The sequence below is a fragment of the Bathymodiolus thermophilus thioautotrophic gill symbiont genome (genome assembly GCF_003711265.1).
Lineage (GTDB): Bacteria > Pseudomonadota > Gammaproteobacteria > PS1 > Pseudothioglobaceae > Thiodubiliella.
This window is the reverse complement of sequence record NZ_CP024634.1, coordinates 1623814-1644167: the sequence shown is the minus strand read 5'-3', so window position 1 is coordinate 1644167 and position 20354 is coordinate 1623814. Positions and strand designations below refer to the sequence as shown.

Below are 20354 nucleotides of genomic sequence, written 5' to 3'. Positions count from 1 at the left end.
ACAAATTGTTTTAAGGATAAATTTAATAATATTTGCCAGTAGGGCGTTTCGCACATATGGCAATGTTGTTAATTCGGGTAGGCTTTTTGATGCTTACAAATTTTTGTAAATATATAGAATATAGAAGTATAAATAAAGGAAAGTTGTTATGGATGAAGTAAAAGTATTAAATAGAAGAAGATTTTTATCAGCATCATTTAAAGTGGTTGTCAGCGTGTCAGCGACAATTATTTCAAGCAAACTATTGGCTTATGATACAAAACACGATTCAACCGATGTAAAGTTTCTTGATTTAAAAGTGGAAGATGTTACGCCCCCTCCTGCTGATACGAATAAAAAGATTGACTAAATGTATTTGACATTCAACAGGTGTTAAATAAATATTGATCAAGAGTGCCAGATTGGGTTGAGAAAATAAAAAAGTTTAAGGTGCGCAAAAAAAACGACCCCTCTAAAAGCAAATCTATAGCGGTAGCAATGGAATGAATTAGATTGAATAATTATTTATCAGTCGATTTTTTTTAGTGTATTTCATTTAAAAGAGGGGCGATGTTAGATTGTGCTCACTTGATTACCTTTGGGATTTTTATTTGAACGAGTATGGTTTATTCCAACAAAAACATCTGTAGAAAAAACTAGCACACCATTGCTTGGTGTGATAAACCTATGTTGTGTTTATAAAATTATAAACAACAAGACCCTTCTCTTGGGTATGGATGTTGAATAAAGGGCAAAATTTATAAATGACTAGAAGTCAGTCTTTCGTTAATATTTATGTTTTAATGCAGGGGTCTCAATATGCCGAGTTTAAATAATGGGGTTGATAATGAGTGAAGAAAATCAAAATAGTGTTGTAAAACAGATCGAAATTAAAAAATTAAAAAAGAAAAATATGGGTAAAAAAATTATCATTAGTGTTGTCATATTTGCTATTGCCACAATTTTTCTTGTCCAGCAGCGACAACAACAAACCGATAAAAACACTCTAATCACCACGCATCAAGATTTAAACCTTAAGAAATCTATTGAGAATAGCGATGAAGATGCTCATGCTAAAAAGCCAGTAACAGTAAATAAGGTGATAAGCCATGGGGATAAAGCCCCCAATATCCTGTTACCAACAAGGCAACAAGGTGACAAAGAGGAGGAGAAAGGGGTGATAACAAGCAGTGAACAGCCCTTAAGCAACTTTGAAAACACCCTTGTTGATGTCCAAACGAACAACAAGAGTAAAGTCATTCCAAAAGAGCAAAAATCTTTTCAAAAAAGGGTGTTCAGTACAATTGGATCACTGTTTAAAAACCAAGAAGAGGAGGCAAAAAAAGACCCAAAGGAAATGTTTGAGCTGGTTGGAATTAGTATATGGGATTCACAACCAAAAGCCACGATCAGATATAACGGACACACCTCTATTGTAAGTGTAGGCAGTATCAGAATCAATTGGAAAATCATAAACATTGATTTTAACAAAGAGCAAATAACCATTTTAAAAAATGGACAGCAGATTGTATTGGATAAAATAAAATAGTGCCCATGGTTATACTATTTCCAAAAATAAAATGAATAATATAACACCTATAGCCACCCAATGAAAATGCCTATTCATTAAAAATGGGCTTGAATTTAAAATTCAAGCCCATTTTGGTTCGCTTTTTATTCCATTTTTTTTCAGTTTAACTTATTCGAAATAAGAAGCCTTAGGTATTGGCTATTCATTTGAACTAACAGCCGTTTGCATTATTGATAATTGTGCCAATTGAGTATAAAAAGGTGGAAGGTTCATAATTAAGGAGGTAAGTTCTTCCACCGTTCCCTCTGTAGGGTGATTGTAGTATTGAAGATTTGCCGGGAATATCTGAGGAACTGACCCCTCTAGGGTGGATCCGTATGCACCTAACATCATTACAGTAGCTGGATCAGCTGGGTTAGGTGCATTTAAAAAGACAAAAGTCCCGTATTTAGGATGGGTTAATGTTGCCTCTGTCTTTTTGTATACTTCTTCATTGTCCATTAACTCGTGGCGTATTTTTGCGTAGGATTGGGTTACATTCATAAAAGCGGTTTGTATGGGACTCACTTCAAAAGTGTCGGCAAAACAAAGAACAACATTGCCAAATGGATCAAGGAATGCGACAGAGTTTTCTGCATTTGGCACTGAGTTCTTAACATCTACGAGAAGATCGTATAAATCTGTATTTGGAAGCCGGCTATTCGGTATGCTTAATTTAAATGCCCCAGGATAAGCTTTTCTAAATGATGTTTTAATCAATGAATCGTCAGGAAGTTTTGCAGGATTGGCAAGTAAGTCTGGCGTTAAGCCAGAATCCGAGCTGTTATCACGAACTGTATTCACACTGGATTGAAAAATATCACCACATCCCATCAGATTTTCTGAACTAACAACGGAATTGCTAAATACCACATTAGACCCACCTACATACTTTCTAACATAAGTACCTGGATCTTGGTCTTCGTTTCCACAGGCATAATAGCCAAATTTTGACTTGGCTAATATTTGAAGATTTGAAGGTAAGTCATTAAATAAGAATGATTGATTGTAATTAATTCCAGCAAAATCATCAATCGCCACAACCGCAACATTAAAACCAGCCGTTAATAATGTTCCCGCACACATAGCGCAAGGATCAAGGGTTGTTACAACAGTTAGGTCTTTTGGCTCTGGGAGTGCCAATGCAGTTTTATTGGCGTAATACCAAGAAACCAATTGACGCTCCCCATGAGCGGTTGGGTCAAAAGTAAAAACCTTGCCCGTGGTAGACAGAGATTTTAATGCATTGTTATGCATGGCTTTAATTATCCGTCCACTGCTATTCTCGATAATACATCCGCCTACTGCAAAAGTACCTTGATCAGCGGCTATCATTGCTTGAGATAAAACAGTTGATGCCGCTTCATCGGCATTATTTATCATTAATTTTTTATTACACATAGTTTAATTGCCTTATTGTTTGTTGTTTGTTTTAGAGTAGGGGTAAATATCCTCACCTATTTTATTTATTTTGTATAAAGGCCTTGATATAAATTACTCGCAAGATATTGTGGTAAAAAAAATATTTACCACAAAAAAATTTTCAAATTCAGTTGTTATGATACATAAAAAAATAAAAAAAACTACTCTAAATTAGGCGAAAGCAACCTTTCAGCCTGTTCTATTGATACGCCTTTGCGTTTGGCATAGTTGTCTAGTTGGGCTTGGTTGATTTTGGCGACGCCGAAGTATTTGGCATCAGGGTTGGCGAAGTACCAACCGCTGACGGAGGCGGTGGGGAGCATGGCGTAGGAGCTGGTAAGGGTCATATTGATGTTTTTTTCTACATTGAGTAAGTCCCACAGTTTTTCTTTTTCGCTGTGTTCGGGGCAGCAGGGGTAGCCGGGGGCGGGGCGGATGCCGTCGAATTGTTCTTGGATAAGTTGCTCGTTGTCAAAGAGTTCGGTGCTGTAGCCCCAGAGTTCGGTGCGGATTTTGAAGTGCATAAGCTCGGTGAAGGCTTCGGCTAGGCGGTCGGCAACGGCTTTGATCATAATTGAATTGTAGTCGTCGTGGTCGGCTTCAAAGGCTGCTACTAATGGGTCAATATTGATGCCAGCGGTGATGGCAAATGCACCCATGTAATCGGTGATGCCACTGTCTTTTGGGGCAATGAAGTCGCTGAGGCAGAAGTTTGGGGTGTTGCCTTTTTTGTCAAGTTGTTGGCGTAGGTGGTTCAGGGTTGTGAGTATTTTGCCGTTTTCATCGTAGAGTTCAATGTCTTCATTGATGCTATTGGCAGGGAAAATGCCAATGACGGCACTGGCTTGGAGTAGTTTTTGGTCAATGACTTTTTTAAACATGGCTTTGGCATCGTCAAATAGGGCGCTGGCAGATTCGCCGACGATTTCATCGGTTAAGATGTCGGGGAATTTACCTGCCAGTTCCCAAGTGCGGAAAAATGGCACCCAGTCAATAAATTTGAAAATCTCGGCTAAGTCGTAGTCTTGAAAGACTTGGATGCCGATTTGGTTAGGTTTGGTAACGGTATTGAAATTGACTTTTGGTTTGTTTTTGCGTGCTTGTTCTAAAGAAATGAGTTTGCTTTTGCCTTTGTTGGCACGGCGTTGACGCACCTGCTCGTATTCAGCGTTGGTGTCTGCTAGGAGTTGAGGTTTTAAGGTGCTTGATAGTAGACTGGAGGCTACGCCAACGGCTTTGGAGGCATCTTGGACATAAAACACGCCTTGGTCGTATTCGGGTTCAATTTTGACGGCGGTATGGGCTTTAGAGGTAGTGGCGCCACCAATGAGTAGTGGAAGTGTAAAGCCTTGACGGGTCATTTCTTTGGCGACAAATACCATTTCATCAAGTGAGGGAGTGATGAGTCCAGATAACCCAATGATATCAACTTTTTCTTTTTTTGCGGTTGCCAGAATGGTTTCGGTGGGTACCATTACGCCTAGGTCTATAATCTCATAGTTGTTGCAAGATAGCACCACGCCAACGATGTTTTTGCCGATGTCGTGAACATCGCCTTTGACGGTTGCCATAAGGATTTTTCCTTGTGAAGTGGAGGCGCAATCTTGTTTTTCAGCTTCTAAAAAAGGGTCAAGATAAGCCACAGATTTTTTCATTACACGGGCAGATTTAACCACTTGAGGAAGGAACATTTTGCCAGCACCGAACAAATCGCCTACAACATTCATACCGCTCATGAGTGGGCCTTCGATGACGAGAATAGGGCGACCCAGTTTATCAAATGCCTCTTGGGTGTCTTCGTCAATGAATTTAGTGATGCCTTTGACTAAGGCGTGTTCTAGGCGTTTTTCTACTGTCCATGTGCGCCATTCTAGGTCTTTTTTGTTGTCTGTTTTTTCTACTGTGCCTGAAAATTCAGCAGCAATATCAACGAGGCGTTCGCCTGCGTTTGGGTCGGTATTTAGGACAACAGCTTCAACGGCTTCTTTAAGTTTGGGATCGATGTCGTCATACACCACTAATTGCCCAGCATTGACAATACCCATGCCCATACCGGCTTTGATGGCGTGGTATAAAAATACTGAGTGAATTGCTTCACGCACGGGGTTGTTGCCTCTAAAAGAAAAAGAGACATTTGAAACGCCACCTGAGATGTTGGCGTGGGGCAGGGTGCTGGTAATTTCGCGCGTGGCTTCGATAAAGTCTACGCCGTAGTTATTGTGTTCTTTGATGCCAGTGGCAATGGCAAAAATATTGGGGTCGAAAATAATGTCTTCTGCTGGAAAGTTTACTTCATTCACTAAGATATTGTAGGCGGCGGTGCAAATTTCAATTTTGCGCGCTTGGGTGTCTGCTTGGCCTGCTTCGTCAAATGCCATGACAATGATGGCAGCACCGTAGCGTTTACACAATTTGGCGGCTTTAATAAAGTTGCCTTTACCTTCTTTGAGCGAAATGGAGTTGACAATAGGCTTGCCTTGCGTGCATTTAAGCCCTGCTTCGATAATTTCCCATTTGGATGAGTCAATCATAAGGGGAGCCTTGGAAATATCTGGCTCTGAAGCGATAAGATTGACAAAACGAATCATAGAGGCTTTGCCATCAAGCATACCCTCATCCATGTTAATATCAACCACTTGGGCACCATCTTCTACTTGGGCACGACAAATGTCCAATGCCTCTTCAAATTCTTCATTTAAAATTAGGCGTTTAAATTTAGCGGAGCCTGTTACATTGGCTCGCTCGCCAATATTCACAAACAAGGAATTTTCATCTACATTGAACGCCTCTAAGCCTGATAAGCGCAATGCAGGCTTAATGTCAGGGATTTTTCTAGGGGCAACATTTGTAATTTTATCGGCAATCGCTTTAATATGTTCAGGTGTGGATCCACAACAACCACCCAAAATATTGACCAAGCCAGATTCTGCCCATTCACCAACTTGCTCGCTCATTGTTAATGCTTCTAGGTCGTATTCGCCAAATTCATTGGGTAAGCCTGCATTAGGATGGGCAGAAACAAAGCAATTTGCCACACGCGACAGTTCAGCCACATATTGGCGTAATAAATCAGGTCCTAATGCACAATTAAGACCAATGGAAATGGGATTGGCATGGCGCAGTGAATTGTAAAAAGCCTCAGTCATTTGCCCTGAAAGAGTGCGACCAGAAGCATCGGTAATGGTACCTGAAATCATAACGGGCAATTCTATGTCATCGTCTTCAAAGACTTGCTCAACAGCAAAAATAGCGGCTTTAGCGTTGAGAGTGTCAAAGATGGTTTCAATTAAAATAATGTCTGAACCACCCTCAATTAAACCACGGGTTGATTGCATATAAACCTCAACCAATTCATCAAAACTGATGTTTCTAAAACCCGGATCGTTTACATCAGGAGAAAGTGAGCAGGTTTTAGAAGTGGGTCCCAGCACGCCTGCAACGAAGCGAGGCTTGTTTTTTGTTGAAAATTCATCACAAGCCTCACGAGCAAGTTCGGCACTGGCAACATTGATTTCATACGCCAAATCTTGCATTTTGTAATCTGCCATAGAGGTGCGTGTGGCATTAAAAGTGTTGGTTTCGATAATGTCACTGCCAACCTCAAGATAGGATTTGTGAATGTCTTTAATAATGTCTGGTTGCGTTAACGACAATAGGTCATTATTCCCCTGAACCAAAATGGAATAATCTTTAAAGCGTTCACCTCGATAGTCCTCTTCACTCAGTTTGTGTTTTTGAATCATCGTCCCCATGGCACCGTCTAGCACTAGGATTCGTTGTTGTAAAAGAGACTGTAATATTTGTTTTTTATTCATTTGAACATTATACCCAAAGCAAATGATTAGCCATAAAACATATTGCCTTTGTTTATAAGTAGGAAAAAGCTGGTGTAGCAAAAAAATCAAATACCACGCATTAAAAAATTATTTTTATCTAATTTTAAATTTTTGCATAAAATTCTAATCCAAATATAGTGGAGTCTTCTGTATTGTCAAAAAAACATTGGCCCCATCTATATGCAAAGGTCTCACTTCGGTGTGGATATTTGGTAAACTTAGGCGCTGGACGCTAAAAAAATATTAACACTTTAACACTTTAACACTTTAACACTTTAACACTTTAACATTTTTAAAATTATGATATACCATTATTCCAAATTTTTAATATATAGTGCCATAATTGCATTTTTCATTCACGATTTATGGGTGGATTATTCAAATCAAGAAACAAATCTACATTTTTATTTGGAGTTGTTGTTTGTTGTGCTAGTTGGTTGGCTATTATTCCATCAATTTTATACACTTAAAAAGATCCAGTTGGAACTGCTTTCGGTGACAAAAACAGTAAAAAACTTACAAGGAGAAATGGCAAATTATATTAATCAAACATTTGACAAGTGGCAGTTAACAAATGCAGAGCATGATATTGCTTGGCTGATTATTAAAGGTTATTCATTTAAGGAAATCGCACATATTCGCAAAGTATCGGGAAAAACCATTTCTCAACAAACCTCAATTATTTATAAAAAATCAAATGTGAGTAATCGACATGAATTGATGAGTAATTTTTTGGAAGAATTTATCAACTTTAAGTAGTGGGTATAATGCCCTATAAAGTCTAAAATATAAGCTTTTATAACTTTTTACCTATAGACAATTCGTTATTTTATTGCATAATGCTTTTTAATATTTTAATTTGAAACGGAAAAAAGCACTATGTTTAATAAGACAGTAAAGATAAGTTTAGCCACCATTTTTCTTTTTAGCCTTGCTGGATGCGGCGAGAATGATAATGACAATAATAATAACAACTTCAGCATAACTGGTTCCGTGCCTGGTACATTAATAGAGGCATTCGGTGAAAATGGCAGTTATTATAAAAGTGTATCATCTGACAACGGTACAGACCGACATCCCTTTTCAATTGCCTTAAAACCAGGTGTTGCATATTATTTGTTTATGACTGTCAATGAAAACAGTGCCACTGAAAGTATTACCACGCCAATTATGTTTTCTAATAATGGCGTTCAAAGTTATAGATTTACTGCTAAATCTGGTGCTACAGCAGATTTAGGATACTTACCTTTGCATATAACTCGTACGGCAGCTGGTGGCGATGATGCTGACAACGATGGTGTTCTTGATGTCCATCATAAGATTGCTACTAGCGAATTAACGCTTTTAAGCACTCCCTCAACAGTTACAACTTGGGATCATGATAATGACGGTATTCATAATCAGTATGACAAGGATTACACAAAAAGCAATGATGATAGCGATGGGGATGGGCTACCAGATCATGTCGATGTTAATGTGAATAATGATGAAGATCATAGTAATCGTTTTGACAAGCGCTTTGATAAGGATGACGATGGTTATTTAGACGAAGACAGAGATCATGATGGTTATTATGACGATGATAAAGATAGAGACGGTTATCACGATGACGACAATGATAAAGATGGTTATCACGATGATGACAACGATAAAGATGGTTATCATGATGAGGATAAAGACCATGATGGCGTTAATGATAACGATGGCTCTTATTCTAAAGTTAAGAGCATTATTACGGCCATTAATGGCGCTTTAATTACGGTGAATGTAACCAGATCGGAGCATTCTGCTATACCTTTAGGTTCTTTAGTTATAGATGCTAGCAACGCTTATTTTGAACACACTGATTTAGCCTCTTTGAGCGTTGGGAATGATATCAAAATCAAGGGTATTTACAATGCAACTACGAAGCAATTAGCGGCGTATAAAATTGAGAAAAAGCATTAATGAGTCAGGTTACCTCAGGTGCAAATGAAAATGATATAAAAGTTTGGGATGTATTAATTCGTATATTCCATTGGTCTTTGGTTGTGTCTTTTTTCATTGCGTATGTGCCTGAAGAGGAGAGTTTGTGGCATATTTATTCTGGCTATACCGTTCTTGCTTTAATTATATTTAGAATGATATGGGGAATCGTAGGCAGCAAGTATGCACAGTTCAGTAGTTTTTCCTATTCACCAATAAATGCACTGAGTTATTTAAAAGAATGGGTTGACGGTAAACCAAAGCGTTATATTGGTCACAATCCAGCAGGAGGGCTGATGGTAATTGCCTTGTTGGCAAGCCTTTTTGTAGTAACAATTAGTGGATTAAAAATTTATGCAATAGAAGAGGGTAAGGGGCCACTATCTGGAAATGGTATTTCCATTATTGCTAACGCGTATGCTGACGACGATGAACATAAAAATAATAAGCATAAGAAGACCCCTGCATAGCACCCTAAAACCAACCATCAAAACCCAAAACCCTCAATTTTTGACTTTTCAAAGTCAAAAAACATATAAAACCCAGCTTTCATTAAAAAAATCATCAATATCAACTATAAATCGCTCATTTTTTACTCTTTTTTGTACTGTTTCCACAAAAAAGACACAATAATCCCTAGGTTGTATTTAATCCCTTGTTAATATAAACATTCGCCGCTCTAACTAGATTATAAGCAATAGCTTTAAGATTAACTTCGCTGGCAACTTTCTCTAAACCAATATAACGACTTCTTGCCAAACCATAAGTGCGTTTGAGCGTACCAAAGGTGCGCTCAACCACAAACCTTCTTTTGCTGATTGCTTTATTGCGTAATTTATTCCAATGACTCATTTGCTTGCCTTTGGGTTTTTTGCGCATAATACCATCTCTTAACTTTTGTGCTTTAAGTGCTTCACTATTAGCTTGAGAGGCTGCTCCTTTGTCGTATAAAACTCTTACGCCTTTTTGATTGCCTGCCTGTTTAACATTTTCTTCAAAATGAGTCATTTCACTATCATTAGCAGGGTGCGTAGTGGCTTTGTTAATTAATCCATTGGCATCAGTTGTTACTACTGATGAATATCCATAAGTGTATTTTCCCGCCTTAAATGTCCATCTTGCATCTTTATCATCTGAATATTGAATTGGGTTACTATCAATCTCATAAACCTCACCAGTTTTGTGTGTTGTAATAATCTTCTTAGTGCGTCTAGCACTTTGAATTAAGGTTGCATCCATGGCAACATGTTTGCCATTAGAGAGTTTGAGTTGATTATTCTCAAGCATAAGATTGATGCTACTCAAAAGTCTATCAAATAGATTTTGTTTGATTAGTTTGGTTCTAAATCTGCCAATGGTTGTAGCATCAGGTTTGTTGCCACTTAGGCTAAAGTTGCAAAAGTTAATAAAGACTAAATCTCTACTAAGACTATCAGCCAACTTCTCATCAGAGAGATTGTGCCATGTGCCTATTAATAGCGCTTTAAACAGACTAACAGCAGAATAGTCAACTTTAATATGAGACAGATCTTTGGCTATAACTTCCCAATCGATAACTTTGTTAATGATGTCTAGTTGGGAGTTTGGTATGTTGATAAAACTATCAGCAAAGGTTTGTTCTTGAGTGGTTTTAACTCGCATTTTTTTGTAAGTGTCTGATAATTATAGTATTTTATCATAAATTCTAATGTTTGCATAAGGTTTTGAGGGTTGATTTGTGATTTTTTGTTGGGTTTTTTAGTTTAATGCAGGGGTCTTATAAGGATAAGGAAGGTGAAGAGTTTTGGGAGGAGATACATGAAGTTTCTACAAACTTCACATTGTTTCTAATCTTCTTACACATTGTAGGTGTTACCATGTCAAGCAGATTGCACAATGAAAATTTAGTTAAATCAATGGTAACTGGGAAAAAAAATCTAAATAATTAGAGAAAAACAAGTGAGTGGCGTGTTTTTTTACCTTGGAAAGTATCCAGATGGTTTTCTTATTTCTTTTTAATGTGGTCAATTCTATTTTGAATGTTATAATACTTAATATGAGACCTTTGCCTAAATATGGATGATTGGCAAAATTCAATTTTTGTCTAATTGGTAATTTTCTTAAACCTTGTCCTAGCAGGGCTAAGGCTGGGTTTAAAAAATTACCAAGTGGGTAAAAAGTGGATTCTTGATGATTATTCATATTTATGCAAAGGTCTCAATATGTATAAAAAAACAATGGAGAGAGAACTCATGAAAAAGATTTTAGCAATCGCATTATTGGCATTTACTTTAAATGCCAATGCCTTTTGGGGTAACAACAGTATGCCTTGGAATGGTAATAACTATAATAATAACTATAATGGTTATGGTAATTATGGCTATCAACAAGACAACGGTATTTTTTCTTTTAACCCTTATGATTATTGGGATCCTCGTTGGTATTCTGAAGAAATGTCAAATATGATGGATGAATTTAGTGACAATAACAACGGTTGGGGTAATAATGGTTGGGGTAACAACAACCGCTATAACCGTTATAACAACTATAATGGTTACGGTTATAATCCATACAATAATAACTACAATCAAAAACCATTTGTTAAAACAAAATAATGTTTTAAGTTTACTAAAAAAAAGCCAGTTTTTAACTGGCTTTTTTATGGGTAAAATAATGCATTTTTAAACTTTTGGATGGCATTATGAGCAACGACTGTATTTTTTGTAAGTTGAGAAATGAGGAGCGCATTATTGGTGAATGTGAGCAGACAATTACTTTTATTGATAATTATCCCGCATCACCGGGGCATACCTTGGTTATCCCTAAAAGGCATTTTGCCACTTATTTCGAAGCCACTGATGAGGAAATATTGGCGATTGGTAGGGCAGTGCAGGCGGCTAAAAAGGTTTTGGATGAGGAGTTTTCGCCTGATGCTTACAATATTGGTATTAACAATGGGTTGATGGCAGGGCAGAGTGTAATGCATTTACATGTGCACATTATTCCGAGATACAAAGGTGATGTGGAAAATCCGAAGGGCGGTGTGCGTTGGATATTGCGAGACAAGGCTAATTATTGGGACAATAAATAGGTTTTTATATTGAGACTTTTGGACGATTGGCAGAATTTAATTTTTGCTCGTTTAAAGGTTTTATTGTTCTTAAAAATAAAAAAAAGCCCGCTTTTGCGGGCTTTTTTAATTATTGACAAATGAAACTTAGAATGGAATATCATCATCAAATCCAACATTGTCAACTGGGGTAATGGGATCGGCAGTAGGCGTTTGAGGCGCTGGCGCAGTTTGTTGAGCGGCAGCAGCAGGGGCAGCTTGTTGTGGTGCACCCATGCCTGCATTATCACGGCGGTCTAGCATTTGCAAAGTGCCATTGAAGCCAGATACAACCACTTCAGTGGTGTAGCGGTCAGCACCTGATTGGTCTTGCCATTTACGGGTTTGAAGTTTACCTTCAACATAGACTTTAGAGCCTTTGTCTAAATATTGAGCGGCAATTTCAGCAAGTTTGCCAAATAAACTAACACGGTGCCATTCGGTTTTTTCTTGTTTTTGCCCTGTGTTTTTATCGGTCCATGATTCGCTTGTCGCTACTGATAAACTGGTCATTGCGTTACCTGTGGTGCCATATTTTACTTCTGGTTTTGCACCTAAATTACCGACCAAAATTACTTTGTTAATACCTGCCATGTTATTTCTCCTGTTAAAATTTTTGTTGCTTCATGGTGAGCGTTATGCCCAGCCAAATTATTGACATTAATGTAGTGAATAAGAATACACTATTTAAACTATAAATGTTATAAATCCATCCGCCAAATACACCACCCACGAATGCACCTAGGAATTGCGAAGTGGAATACATGCCCATTGCTAAACCGCGTTTATCACTTGTTGCGGTTCTGGCAATAAGTGATGGTAGCATTGCCTCCATTGCATTAAAAGCAATGAAAAATAGGGTTAATAAAATAAGTAAAGTGGTGTAAGTAAGTGGCATTTGGTAAAACAAAATTTGACTGGAAATCATAATAATAATGGCAATGATCATCATAACTTTGTGCTTATGGAATTTTTCAGCCAAAATGATAATGGGCAACATCCCCACAAAAGCCAGAAACATAACCGGTAAATAGACATGCCAATTGTCTTTTAAGTCTGTAGCAACAATATTGTTTTCGACGAGTAGTAACGGCATTACGATAAAAATACAAGTCAAAATCAAGTGCAAAGTGAAAATGCTAAAGTCCAATTTAAGTAATTTAGCAGTTAAAACTTGCTTGATGTTTGTTAGCGATAGCGTGTATTGTGCGTGTGGTTTGACATGTGGTAGAGTAATAACCATTGCTAATGCCGCTATAGACAAGCCAGAAATGACCCAAAAAAGCCCAGAAATACCTAAATTTACCGTAATCATCGGGCCAATTAACAAAGAAAGCATAAATGCTATTCCAATTTGCATACCAACAAACGCATTGGCTTTAGAGCGCTGACCTTCGGAAACAAAATCGGCTAAAAAGGCCATTAATACCGCAGAAATTGCACCACTACCTTGCAAGGCTCTGCCGACAACAACATGGATAATATCGGTAGAATTGGCTGCTACCACACTGCCGATAAAGAAAAATATTAAACCAATGATTAACAGTGGTTTGCGTCCAAATTGGTCAGACAAATAACCGAATGGAATTTGTAATAGCGCTTGGGTTAAGCCGTAAATACCGATTGCCAAACCAATTAAGTAGGGCGTGGTGTTTTCATATTGCGCAGCATAGACCGAAAACACAGGAAAAATCATAAACAACCCGAACAGTCGCGTTGCCATAATAGAGGAAATTTTAAGTGCAAAAAGACGCTCTTGTTTATTCATAATGATGCGAAAGTTTTGATATTAGTTGTTTAAACTGTAATGTGGACGATAAGCTGGGTAACTTTTTTTCAATACACGGCGCGCATCTTTTGCCAGTGTTTTCATGTGTATCAGGTCGTAATTATGTGCCATTAAGTGCAATGCTGCAGGCACCGACGGCGTATTTGGATATTTTTCAATGATGATTTTAGTGCGATTGATGGCAGCAATATTGGCGCGTCTTTCGGTGTAATAAATTGCCACAAATAACTCATGTCTGGCAAAAATATTTCTCAGTACAACCAAGCGTGTTTTGGCGTCTTTGGTGTATTTTGACTGGGGAAAGGTATCAATTAATGCCATATAATAGTTAAAGGCATCGCGTACAGAACCAACATCACGCTGAGCATTGTCGGTTAAATAACCGTCTAAGATAGAGTGGGATTTGTCTTCTGAGATAATGCCACGCAAGTAATAAGCATACGGTGTTGAGAAGTGTTCGGGATACAATTTAATGTAGTCATTTAAGAGCAAAATTGCCTCATCGTAGTCTTCTTTCTTATACAGCGCATAAGCAACTTCTAGTTTAGATTGTAGTGCGTATTTAGAGCCGGGATAAGCGGCTTGTAATTGTTCATAGAGTTCAATGGCTTTTGTTATCGATCCAGATGAAGCCTCTTCTTTGGCTTGATTGAAGAAGGTCTTAGGCGACCAGCCCTTGGTAATAGACTCCCTTTTGTTGTCATCTTGAAGGCAACCGTTGAGTAAAAAAGCCAAGAAAAGTGCGGTTATTAGCCTGATTGTATTTTTCATATGCATTAAAAATAATATTTACAAATATGTGGCAGTATTATACTGAGGCGTTTGCATTATAATAGTAAAGATTTATCAATTTTACTGACCATTATGCAAGGGACTCAAATAAATTTACCTGAAAAAAGAATTTTAATAAGCGACCTATGTGAAGTGCTGAATGTTTATATGTCAGAAGCAGAGATTGAGGGCGTTTATAAGGCATATATGATTGCTGCAACAGCGCATGATGGGCAATATCGTAATTCAGGTGAGGCTTATGTGTTTCACCCGATTAGTGTGGCTATGATTTTAGCCAAGCTCAAGTTAGATTGTTATTGTATTGTTGCGGCATTGTTGCATGATTGTATTGAAGATACGACCTTGACGCAAGAAAATATTGTCGAAGAATTTGGGGAGGAGGTGGCACATATTGTGCAAGGCGTTTCTAAATTAACGGGATTAGAATTTCATTCAAATATTGAAAAGCAAGCACAAAATTTTAGAAAGTTGTTTTTAGCAATGAGCAGTGATATGCGAGTAATGATGATTAAATTAGCAGACAGGCTGCATAATATGCGCACATTGGGGGCTGTTAATCGTAACAAACAGTTGCGCATTGCCAAGGAAACGGCTGAAATTCATGCGCCAATCGCCCGTCGTCTCGGTTTAAACAGTATTAAAATTGAATTAGAAGAATTGTGCCTTAAGTTTATTTACCCTTATCGCTATAAAGTATTGACACATCAAATTAATAGGCGTTATGGTAATTTAAAGGAAATCATTGTTCAAATCCAAAATGAAATTAGATATCGTTTGGTGCAAGAAGGGCTGAGTGAAATAAGAATTAGTGGACGCAAGAAAGCAAGTTATAGTATTTATAAAAAAATGCTAAACAAGCATTTAAGATTTTCAGAAGTGCTTGATATGTATGCTTTTAGAGTGATTGTCAGCGATGTGTCTAAATGTTATCAAGCATTGGGCATTATTCATAATTTATACAAACCTGTACCAGGCAAATTCAAAGACTATATTGCTCTGCCAAAAGTCAATGGCTATCAATCGCTACATACTGTCTTATTTGGGCCGAATAAGATTTTTATTGAAGTGCAAATTCGTTCAGAAGATATGGATTTTATCTCTGAATATGGTATTGCAGCACATTGGTATTATAAAAACAAGGGTGCCGATTCTTCAGAATTGGCGAATAATTGGATTGGGTCTTTATTAGATATTCAGGAGAATTCAGGCACTTCAATCGAATTTTTAGAAGAAACTAAGGCTGATTTGTTTCCGTCAGAGATATTTGTGTTTACGCCCAAAGGTAAAATTATCCAATTACCTTATAAATCTACTGTGTTAGATTTTGCTTACAACATACACACCAAGGTTGGCAATCATACGCTTAGGGCTAAGGTAGATCAAGTGAGTGCTTCACTTTCCAAGGAGTTAAAAACAGGCCAGACGATTGAAATTATGACCGATGAAAATGCCAAGCCACAACCATCTTGGTTAAAAATTGCAGTAACAGCAAGAGCCAAGACTTCCATTAAGTCTAAACTCAAAGAGGCGTCGGTTGCTGAATTAATACAATTGGGTGAATACTTATTAACCAATGCCTTGGAATATCGAGGAGATGGGGCGCCGATTAGTGAAGAAAAGTGGCAAGAATGCTTAGCGGAGTTAAAGTGTGATTCTAAAGCAGACCTTTATGCCAGAATTGCCTTATCTGAAATTTTAATTTCCTTTGTGCTTAACAAATTAAATGAAAAAAAATGTAATCCCTCAGCCAATCGCATTAACATTAAAGGCACCAAAAGCAATCCAATTAATTTTGCACACTGTTGTTATCCAATTCCTAGCGACAAGGTGGCTGGTGTGCTAACCAATAGCAAGGGCATGGTGTTGCATCGATTTGATTGTGGCAATTTGATGCGTGCCAAGCAAAAAGGCGAACAGTGGATGGAAGTGAATTGGCAGGTGGACGAAGGTGAAGAGTTTGAGGTGGAAATTCATGTAAAAATTGAAAATCGTCGAGGTATGTTGGCCTCAATTGCCAATGCCATTGCTAAAATTAATGTCAACATTGAGAATATCGTGTTAGACGAGCGAGACCATACTATGAAAGGGCTAAACCTAGTGATTAGCGTGTCAAGCATTGCTAAATTGGACGAGGCAATGTACGCCATTAAGAGTTTAGAATTTGTGCATTCAGTGGCGCGTAATAGCAGTTGTAAAAAAATATATTAATTTCATGCCTCGATAGGTTTAAAATTACCACTTTATTGATAAGAGATATTTTTGTAATTATGCTTTGGACTGATTCTTTAGATGTTGCTATTGCGCTTGATGAAGTGCACCCTGATTTTGACCCAACCTTTGTCAGTTTTGTTGACCTTAGAAAAATGGTGATTAATTTGGCAGAGTTTGACGATAAAGAAGACAAATCGGGCGAAAAAATTTTAGAAGCAATTCAAATGAATTGGATTGAGGAGAGAAAATGAAGATTAGACAGTGGACAATATTGTGCTTAATGCTTAGTGTTGGTGTCGCCCAAGGTGCATTAGAAGTAACAGTAGTAAAGAAAAATGAAAACGCCTTTCCGATTGCCGTTAGTGCGTTTAAATTAATTGGAAAAGGTACGCAAGACAAAGACATTTCAAAAATTATTTATGATAATTTGACACGATCAGGGCGTTTTAATGTGCTTATTCCAAATACTATCGTGAGTAAAGTTAATGCACAGTATTGGAAAAAACAAAATATAGAAGCACTTGTTACTGGCAGTGTTGAGAAAGAAAGTAACGGAACTTACAAACTTTCTGTTAGTTTGTTTGATGTTTATAGTAACACGAGATTGTTTAATCGCACAACTCGTGTTTCTGCCAATGGCTTCAGAAAGGTGGCACATCAAATCAGCGACCATATTTATGAAGAATTATTAGGCGAAAATGGCTCGTTTAATACGCTACTTACTTATATTACAGTGTCAGAAGATATGGAAGGTGAAAAAGTTTATCAACTTAATATCTCTGATGCAGATGCCATGAACGCTAAAAGTCGCATTAGTCAGAATGAGCCAATTCTTTCCCCAGTTTGGTCTCCAGATAGGGCGTATAAAAATAAGAGAATTGCTTATGTTTCCTTTCAAAATGGGCGCTCAGAAGTATTTATCTGGCATCCATTTATGCGCAAAAAGATTGAAAGATTGCCACATTTTGACGGTATTGCCTCTTCACCAAGTTGGCACCCAAATGGCAAAAAAATATTAATGACCATGTCAATGAATGGCAATAAAGATATTTACGCTTACAACTTAGAGAACAAACGCTTTACCCGATGGACAAAGTACAGAGGCATAGATACAGAAGCCAGTTATTCTCCTGATGGCAAGTATATTGCATTCACTTCTGATCGCTCTGGACAAGTGCAAGTGTATATTAAAAATTTAGAAAGTGGACGCATTAGGCGTGTTACTTACACAGGGAGTTATAATGCCAAGGCAGTGTTTTCTCCTGATGGCAAGTATTTGGCTTTGGTGCATCGTGTAGATGACGATTATCGTATTGCCTTGTTGAATATTGACACTCAGGAATTAAGTGTGATGAGTGATGGATTGTTAGACGAATCTCCACATTTTTCGCCAAATGGAGATATGATTATTTTTTCTAGTAATCATAAGGAAAAAGGGACATTGTCTGTTATATCTGTAAAGGGTAGTCGTTCGTATGAACTGTCCTCACATAATGTAGAAGTAAGAGAGCCGAATTGGTCGACTCATTTAGAGAAATAAAAAAATAGGAGAAAAAATGAAAATATTGGTTATTTTGCCATTGGTTACTGTGTTGAGCGCTTGTTCAGTGCTAGATAGATTTAAGTCAAATAAAAGCACAGTTGTTGTTAAAGATATGGGGCAAGAAGAAGTTGGCCCCGTTGTTGGAGAGCAGGCGAGTTTTGAATGGAAAGAGTTAGGTAGTTTATTTTCAAAACTCGAAGTTATGCCAGAAGAAAGCAGGAGAAAGGCAGTAAAAGAGTTAGAAGTCAGTGGCGCCAGCTTTATTTTATATTTTTCTTATGATGGCACCAAAGTTAGCAAGAAAGATTCTCAAGAGATAGCTAAGCATATTCAATTTATGCAAGACAATCCGACCGTTAGATTACGCTTAGAAGGGCATGCAGATGCTCGTGGTACGCGTGAGTACAACTTAGCGTTGGGTGAAAATCGTGCTTTGAATGTTAAAAGAGCAATAGGCATCAACGAAGATATCAATAAAAGAATTGAAGTCATTAGTTATGGTGAAGAAAGCCCACAAAGCGAGATGGATAACGAAATCGGCTGGCAAAAAAACCGCCGTGTTGAGTTTATCTATCAGTAACACCAAAAACACTCGGTAGTGAAGCCCCTACTGATTCCCGAGGTGGCACTAGATGCTTTGTGTCACTTGAATGCTCAACGCTATCCTTTTTTATTAGAAAGCGTTATACACAATCAAAATAATCGATATTCCATTCTATTTGCTCATCCTATTGAGCAAATTGTTTTGAATAACTTAGAGGATTTTGATTTCCTGAATGAGCTGGAGTCAAAGGCTGATATGCCTGCTGTAAAAAGTGATTTACCTTTTACTGGCGGCTGGTTTGTGTATTTATCGTATGAATTGGTTGGGCAAATTGAACCGATACTAAAAAAAAATTTGTTGTCGGGCGATCAACCTGTGGCAATTGCCGTTAGGATTCCTAGCGCAATTGTAGTTGATCACCATCAACAACAAACTTATTTATTGGATCAATTTGACAATCAACAACGAATAGATCAGATGTTGTTAGATATTTCACAATTACAAGGCATTCAATCTGCCCCCATTCAGGGGGCACTTGTTTCTGAGCGAGAGTCCAAGTTTATTGATGGTGTTAAGCGTAGCCGTGATTATATTATGGCAGGAGATGTGTTTCAGGTGAATTTATCTAGGCAATGGCAGTGTAAACTGGCGGCTGGTGTTAGTCCAACGCAAACTTATCAAGCGCTAAAAAAATCCAATCCAGCGCCTTTTTCTGCTTTGGCACAGTTTGAAAATTTTAGCATTATCTCCTCTTCACCCGAACGCTTATTTAGCGTTGATGGCAACAAGGTGGAAACCCGCCCGATTGCTGGCACACGCCCTCGTGGTCAGGGTGAAGACGATAATCGCCTAAAAAAACAATTGATCAACCACCCCAAGGAGCAAGCAGAACATATTATGCTGCTTGATTTGGGGCGCAATGATTTGGGTAGGGTGTGTGAACATGGATCCATTCATGTTAACGAGATTATGACACTAGAAAGTTACCCCTTCGTGCACCATATTGTTTCCAACATCCGAGGAAAAATCAAACCACACATCACTATTAAGCACTTAATTGGTGCTTTATTTCCAGGGGGTACTATTACTGGCTGCCCCAAAGTACGCTGCATGCAAATCATTGCCGAGTTAGAAAAAATGCCACGCCAAGCCTACACAGGTTCACTGGGTTATATTAGTAGCAATGGGAAAATGGACTTCAACATTCTTATCCGCACTCTTACCCAGCAAAGCAACACCCTGACTTTTCGGGTAGGTGCTGGCATTGTATTTGATTCTATTGCTGAACGAGAACTGCAAGAAACCCAGCACAAAGCCAAAGGCATACTGCAAATTTTTACATCTAATGAGTAAGACTTGTGTTGAGACCTTTGTATTAATATAAACAACCGTCAAAAATCTACTTTTCACCCACTTAACGATACCTAGCTACTCCTTTCTGGTTTAAAGAAATCGCCAATTGGGTTGGCACTATACAGCAGACTCTTGAGAGATCTTTGTATTATAAAAAATTACAACTGAATAAAGTTTGCCCTTTATTCAACACCCATGTTTAACATAGGATCTCTAAGAGAGGCAAAAATTGAATTTTGCTAACCTCCTATATTTATAAAGG

At 37.9% G+C, this 20354-nt stretch carries 20 protein-coding genes; 13 read left to right on the top strand and 7 right to left on the bottom strand.

Translation table 11 applies throughout. The features are described 5' to 3' along the window. Window positions 1-148 precede the first annotated feature (148 nt). Together MS2017_RS05610 and MS2017_RS05605 are read left to right on the top strand one after the other, a co-directional pair. Window positions 149-349 carry a hypothetical protein gene (locus MS2017_RS05610; protein ID WP_071563190.1) on the top strand — a complete coding sequence of 67 codons (201 nt, stop codon included), beginning with the start codon at window positions 149-151 and terminating at the stop codon, window positions 347-349. Window positions 350-826: 477 nt separating this feature from the next. Next, window positions 827-1528 carry a hypothetical protein gene (locus MS2017_RS05605; RefSeq protein WP_071563191.1) on the top strand — a complete coding sequence of 234 codons (702 nt, stop codon included), beginning with the start codon at window positions 827-829 and terminating at the stop codon, window positions 1526-1528. 180 nt (window positions 1529-1708) lie between these two features. Here the strand turns inward: MS2017_RS05605 and MS2017_RS05600 are convergent, their stop codons facing one another. Then, window positions 1709-2932 carry a nucleoside deaminase gene (locus tag MS2017_RS05600; protein ID WP_071563214.1) on the bottom strand — a complete coding sequence of 408 codons (1224 nt, stop codon included), beginning with the start codon at window positions 2930-2932 and terminating at the stop codon, window positions 1709-1711. Between the two features lie 200 nt (window positions 2933-3132). Further along, entirely contained in the window at window positions 3133-6786 is a 3654-nt protein-coding gene (gene metH / locus MS2017_RS05595; RefSeq protein WP_122951542.1) for a methionine synthase, read from the bottom strand. 549 nt (window positions 6787-7335) lie between these two features. On the opposite strand from metH, the gene MS2017_RS11230 reads away from it, so the two are divergent. The 3 genes from MS2017_RS11230 to MS2017_RS05580 all read left to right on the top strand — a co-directional run bounded on the left by MS2017_RS11230 (window position 7336) and on the right by MS2017_RS05580 (window position 9242). After that, window positions 7336-7566, top strand: coding sequence for a helix-turn-helix transcriptional regulator (locus MS2017_RS11230; RefSeq protein WP_164707619.1), 231 nt, complete (start codon window positions 7336-7338; stop codon window positions 7564-7566). Window positions 7567-7686: 120 nt separating this feature from the next. Then, entirely contained in the window at window positions 7687-8754 is a 1068-nt protein-coding gene (locus MS2017_RS05585) for a hypothetical protein (protein WP_122951540.1), read from the top strand. Next, window positions 8754-9242 (top strand): cytochrome b/b6 domain-containing protein, encoded by a 489-nt coding sequence (locus MS2017_RS05580; protein WP_122951539.1) that lies wholly within the window; start codon window positions 8754-8756, stop codon window positions 9240-9242. Before MS2017_RS05585 ends, MS2017_RS05580 begins: the two co-directional genes overlap by 1 nt. Window positions 9243-9408: 166 nt before the next feature. Here the strand turns inward: MS2017_RS05580 and MS2017_RS05575 are convergent, their stop codons facing one another. Beyond that, window positions 9409-10413 (bottom strand): IS5 family transposase, encoded by a 1005-nt coding sequence (locus MS2017_RS05575; protein WP_122950936.1) that lies wholly within the window; start codon window positions 10411-10413, stop codon window positions 9409-9411. Window positions 10414-10517: 104 nt separating this feature from the next. On the opposite strand from MS2017_RS05575, the gene MS2017_RS05570 reads away from it, so the two are divergent. Then, the gene (locus MS2017_RS05570; RefSeq protein ID WP_122951538.1) at window positions 10518-10700 is read left to right on the top strand and encodes a cytochrome b/b6 domain-containing protein; all 183 of its coding nucleotides are present in this window, start codon (window positions 10518-10520) and stop codon (window positions 10698-10700) included. Here the strand turns inward: MS2017_RS05570 and MS2017_RS05565 are convergent. Continuing rightward, window positions 10660-10953: a hypothetical protein gene (locus MS2017_RS05565; protein WP_122951537.1), complete on the bottom strand. Its 294-nt coding sequence runs from the start codon at window positions 10951-10953 to the stop codon at window positions 10660-10662. The genes MS2017_RS05570 and MS2017_RS05565 overlap by 41 nt on opposite strands. A gap of 50 nt (window positions 10954-11003) precedes the next feature. Between MS2017_RS05565 and MS2017_RS05560 the strand changes: the two genes are divergently transcribed. Both MS2017_RS05560 and MS2017_RS05555 read left to right on the top strand, forming a co-directional pair. Next, window positions 11004-11366: a hypothetical protein gene (locus MS2017_RS05560; RefSeq protein WP_122951536.1), complete on the top strand. Its 363-nt coding sequence runs from the start codon at window positions 11004-11006 to the stop codon at window positions 11364-11366. An 86-nt stretch (window positions 11367-11452) separates the two neighbouring features. After that, on the top strand, window positions 11453-11842 hold the full coding sequence (locus MS2017_RS05555; RefSeq protein ID WP_071563194.1) for an HIT family protein: 390 nt from the start codon (window positions 11453-11455) through the stop codon (window positions 11840-11842). Window positions 11843-11968: 126 nt separating this feature from the next. Here MS2017_RS05555 and ssb read toward each other — a convergent pair whose 3' ends face one another. Genes ssb through MS2017_RS05540 form a run of 3 tightly spaced genes read right to left on the bottom strand, consistent with a single transcriptional unit; the run spans window position 11969 to window position 14420 of the window. Then, a complete protein-coding gene (ssb, locus tag MS2017_RS05550) occupies window positions 11969-12454 on the bottom strand; it encodes a single-stranded DNA-binding protein (RefSeq protein WP_122951535.1) in 486 nt (161 codons plus the stop codon). Window positions 12455-12467: 13 nt separating this feature from the next. After that, window positions 12468-13628: an MFS transporter gene (locus MS2017_RS05545; protein ID WP_071563196.1), complete on the bottom strand. Its 1161-nt coding sequence runs from the start codon at window positions 13626-13628 to the stop codon at window positions 12468-12470. Window positions 13629-13649: 21 nt separating this feature from the next. Beyond that, window positions 13650-14420 (bottom strand): outer membrane protein assembly factor BamD, encoded by a 771-nt coding sequence (locus MS2017_RS05540; RefSeq protein ID WP_071563197.1) that lies wholly within the window; start codon window positions 14418-14420, stop codon window positions 13650-13652. Window positions 14421-14513: 93 nt separating this feature from the next. Between MS2017_RS05540 and MS2017_RS05535 the strand changes: the two genes are divergently transcribed. Genes MS2017_RS05535 through MS2017_RS05515 form a run of 5 tightly spaced genes read left to right on the top strand, consistent with a single transcriptional unit; the run spans window position 14514 to window position 20092 of the window. After that, window positions 14514-16649, top strand: coding sequence for a RelA/SpoT family protein (locus MS2017_RS05535; RefSeq protein ID WP_122952228.1), 2136 nt, complete (start codon window positions 14514-14516; stop codon window positions 16647-16649). A 59-nt stretch (window positions 16650-16708) separates the two neighbouring features. Beyond that, on the top strand, window positions 16709-16903 hold the full coding sequence (iscX, locus tag MS2017_RS05530) for a Fe-S cluster assembly protein IscX (protein WP_071563198.1): 195 nt from the start codon (window positions 16709-16711) through the stop codon (window positions 16901-16903). Continuing rightward, window positions 16900-18192 carry a Tol-Pal system beta propeller repeat protein TolB gene (tolB, locus tag MS2017_RS05525; RefSeq protein ID WP_122951534.1) on the top strand — a complete coding sequence of 431 codons (1293 nt, stop codon included), beginning with the start codon at window positions 16900-16902 and terminating at the stop codon, window positions 18190-18192. The genes iscX and tolB overlap by 4 nt, the downstream gene beginning before the upstream one ends. Before the next feature lie 16 nt (window positions 18193-18208). Further along, the gene (locus MS2017_RS05520; RefSeq protein WP_071563200.1) at window positions 18209-18775 is read left to right on the top strand and encodes an OmpA family protein; all 567 of its coding nucleotides are present in this window, start codon (window positions 18209-18211) and stop codon (window positions 18773-18775) included. Window positions 18776-18793: 18 nt separating this feature from the next. Further along, window positions 18794-20092: an aminodeoxychorismate synthase component I gene (locus tag MS2017_RS05515; RefSeq protein WP_122951533.1), complete on the top strand. Its 1299-nt coding sequence runs from the start codon at window positions 18794-18796 to the stop codon at window positions 20090-20092. Window positions 20093-20354 lie beyond the last annotated feature (262 nt).